The organism is Nostoc sp. CHAB 5715 (genome assembly GCF_020829685.1).
In the GTDB taxonomy this organism is placed as follows: domain Bacteria; phylum Cyanobacteriota; class Cyanobacteriia; order Cyanobacteriales; family Nostocaceae; genus Nostoc.
Genome location: NZ_JAIVFR010000920.1, coordinates 1 through 2,962 on the forward strand (window position 1 = coordinate 1; position 2,962 = coordinate 2,962).

4 protein-coding genes are annotated in these 2,962 nt (G+C 41.2%); 3 read left to right on the forward strand and 1 reads right to left on the reverse strand.

Going from position 1 to position 2,962, the window contains the following annotated elements; genetic code table 11:
- Positions 1–344 precede the first annotated feature (344 nt).
- The 3 genes from LC574_RS33690 to LC574_RS33700 all read left to right on the forward strand — a co-directional run bounded on the left by LC574_RS33690 (position 345) and on the right by LC574_RS33700 (position 2,311).
- Positions 345–1,277 carry a Sll0314/Alr1548 family TPR repeat-containing protein gene (locus LC574_RS33690; protein ID WP_229457948.1) on the forward strand — a complete coding sequence of 311 codons (933 nt, stop codon included), beginning with the start codon at positions 345–347 and terminating at the stop codon, positions 1,275–1,277.
- Positions 1,278–1,418: 141 nt separating this feature from the next.
- Positions 1,419–1,871: a DUF3531 family protein gene (locus tag LC574_RS33695; RefSeq protein ID WP_229457949.1), complete on the forward strand. Its 453-nt coding sequence runs from the start codon at positions 1,419–1,421 to the stop codon at positions 1,869–1,871.
- A gap of 8 nt (positions 1,872–1,879) precedes the next feature.
- On the forward strand, positions 1,880–2,311 hold the full coding sequence (locus tag LC574_RS33700) for an NUDIX hydrolase (RefSeq protein ID WP_229457950.1): 432 nt from the start codon (positions 1,880–1,882) through the stop codon (positions 2,309–2,311).
- A 108-nt stretch (positions 2,312–2,419) separates the two neighbouring features.
- Here LC574_RS33700 and LC574_RS33705 read toward each other — a convergent pair.
- A partial coding sequence (locus tag LC574_RS33705; protein ID WP_229457951.1) for a hypothetical protein occupies positions 2,420–2,962 on the reverse strand: 543 nt, incomplete at its 5' end.

A 2,962-nucleotide genomic window follows, 5' to 3' on the forward strand; every position in this document is an offset into this window, starting at 1 on the left:
GCGACTTAGGTTGAAAGCCCCCGGATTTATCCGTGGAAGCGATAAAAATTTATACTTTTTTGAATCCCCTGACTTTAGGCATGGGGAGATTCTGAATTCTGAATTCTGACTTCTGGATTCTCCTCAACAGCCTGGGAACATGGAAAAATTACCAAAGTCAACCTTTATATAAGAAAATTTTGCTTGAAGCAGAGGCAAGTTAACACTTCGACTCCTTTCGACTGCGCTACCTCGGCTCCGCTCGGCACAAGTCAAGGCAAGTCGCTCAGTGTAAAAATTAATCATTTTTTGCATTCTAAGTAACACATACAACTATTTCAACCGCAAATATTCTGAGGGTTAAAATGACTAAAAGGTTTTCTTCGCCTCGATTAGTAGTGTCTGCTAGACTCACTAACCTTGCTCAGACTGCTTTTGGCGCTGCGATCGCACTTAATCTGTGGGCAAATCCCTCCCTCGCTGGCGATCCATTTCGCAATAACGAACCTCATCAAATTGGCGAACAAACAGAAGCCGCTTTTAAAGCGATTTTTCAACAGGGCAACTATCCAGCAGCAGAACGTTATCTCCAACAAGCAGTATCCAAAGAGCCAAATGAACCTCTAGCTTATGCCATGAGCGCATCTTTAGCATACGGTAATAAGGATTGGGCTAAACTAGACACCTACAGCCAGAAAACTCTAGAAGCCGGACAAAAATTAATTCCTAGCGATCCACTGCGTGGTAATTTATACACTGCTGTTGGTCATTTTTTAGAGGGTGCAGTAATTCTTACCCGTGAGGGTACTGTCAACGGTGTGCCGCAAGCCTTTAGTCGGTTGCGGCAAGTTTATGAATATTTAGACAAAGCCGAAGCAATTTCTGCCAACGATCCAGAACTGAATTTAATCAAGGGTTATATGGATTTATTGTTGGCGGTTAATTTGCCATTTGCTAGCCCAGATCAGGCAATTGGACGCTTAGAACAAAATGCTGCTCCTGGGTATCTAGTAGATCGAGGTATTGCCCTTGCTTACCGGGATTTAAAACGGTATCCACAGGCACTAGAGTATGTAAACCGGGCGATCAAAACTACATCCGATAATCCAGAAATTTATTATCTCAAAGCCCAAATACTGAAACAACTGGGGCAAAAAGAAAAAAGCCAGCAAATGATCCAGGAAGCGATCGCTAATTTTGACAAAGCATTGACTAAAAAATCCCAACTCCCAGGCGATTTAGTCAAACAAATTGAACGTGAACGCAGCAGTGCTGTTAGCCTGAAGAATCCTGGGTAATTGGGCATTGGGCATTGGGCATTGGTTATTAATTCTTCTCCCTCATCCCCCTCATCCCCCTTATCTCCCCCCATTCCCCACTCCCCACTCCCTACTTTGATATGCTTATTTGCAGAACAGTAATTGAGATACTAGACCAAAATGCAGATTCAGTTCCGCGAAATTAATCCTTTTGATGTGTGGATTTGGCTGAAATTCAGCACAAATCCTTCTGCGCGTGAAAAGCAGTATGTAGAAGAAGTTTTCAATTCCTGGTTTTATCTGGGTAAATTGGGTGCATTTAACGCAGAGAATCTTCAGGTGCAGGACACTGGACTCGATATCAGCTACATGAATTATGATGAACAAGGGTATGACAAAAGTCTACTAGCACTGATGCATAACATCGGTGAGTTTGAATATGAGGGACAGTGGGGGCGTTGTTGGTTTGACTTAGGAACCAGTGATGCGATCGCTCTGGATATTTTAATCAACGCCCTCACACAGCTAAGTGAAGAATATGTCACCATTGAAGAATTGTACATCGGTGGCGAAAATCCAGATTGGCCTATTGAGGATAGCGAAAGTCGTCCTCACTCTATTTACGATAATTAGTTACCAAAATGAATAAAGCAGGCGAAATTCGGGTAATAGCCTTGGGGCTAATTCGAGATGGCGAACGCATATTTCTTTCTGAAGGCTACGATCCCGTAAAGCAAGAAACATTTTATCGGGCTTTGGGCGGTGGGGTTGAATTTGGCGAAACCAGCCGCGTCGCGCTACAACGGGAGTTTCAAGAGGAAATTCAGGCAGAGTTAACGAATATTAAATATTTAGGTTGTATAGAAAACCTGTTTACATTTAGTGGTAGGCAAGGTCATGAAATTATTCAGCTTTATCAATGTGACTTTGTTGATTTCAAATTTTATCAACTGGAAAGTTTAGTTTTTTCAGAATCACCAAATCATAAACATAGAGCATTATGGATAGATATCTCTCGCTTGAAATCTGGGGAATTCAGATTAGTACCTGAAGTGTTTTTTGAATATTTTTGAAGAAGAATTCAGCTATTCTGAATTCAGGAGTCAGAATCAATCAGTGGGCGATTCAGAAAGTATGTATCATAATTAAGAATTATTTTTAATTAGAACTTCTTTGTGAGCTTAATCGGTAATTTTCTTTACATTTTCTTGCTGTAACTTTTCAATTTCTTTATCTCGCCACTCAAGCTTTTCTTTGATATCGTTATTTTCGCTCTGAAGCTCGTTTATCTGGCTTTGGAGTTTTTCGCGCTGTTCTTGAAGCTGCTTGGCTTTTTCCTCAACGCTCTGAAGCTCGTTTATCTGGCTTTGGAGTTTTTCGCGCTGTTCTTGAAGCTGCTTGGCTTTTTCCTCAAGCCGCTTGATTGCGCTCTGTGATTGTTGTCCCTGTTGCTCAATGTGAAACGTAACGCTATTACCCATAAAGTCATTACCACCAATCTCAATAATCTTAATCAGATAGTTGTAAATTCCTTTGTACTCGTAAAAGTTGCCCACTTTTCCTGATTCGATAGGAAGACTTTCATAACCATCCGTGCCAATTGTACCTTGCACATCACGATATGAGCTTACATCACTAATGGCTATCGAAAGCCCCTTTGGGTCAGTAAGGTACTCTAACTTGTTTTTTCTAACTGTGAGAATTTTGAATGAAGACTTTGACTC

Bases quoted from the DNA above. Each gene is read 5' to 3' on its own strand.
- LC574_RS33690 (WP_229457948.1), top strand. From the start codon at position 345: ATGACTAAAAGGTTTTCTTCGCCTCGATTAGTAGTGTCTGCTAGACTC.
- LC574_RS33695 (WP_229457949.1), top strand. From the start codon at position 1,419: ATGCAGATTCAGTTCCGCGAAATTAATCCTTTTGATGTGTGGATTTGG.
- LC574_RS33700 (WP_229457950.1), top strand. From the start codon at position 1,880: ATGAATAAAGCAGGCGAAATTCGGGTAATAGCCTTGGGGCTAATTCGA.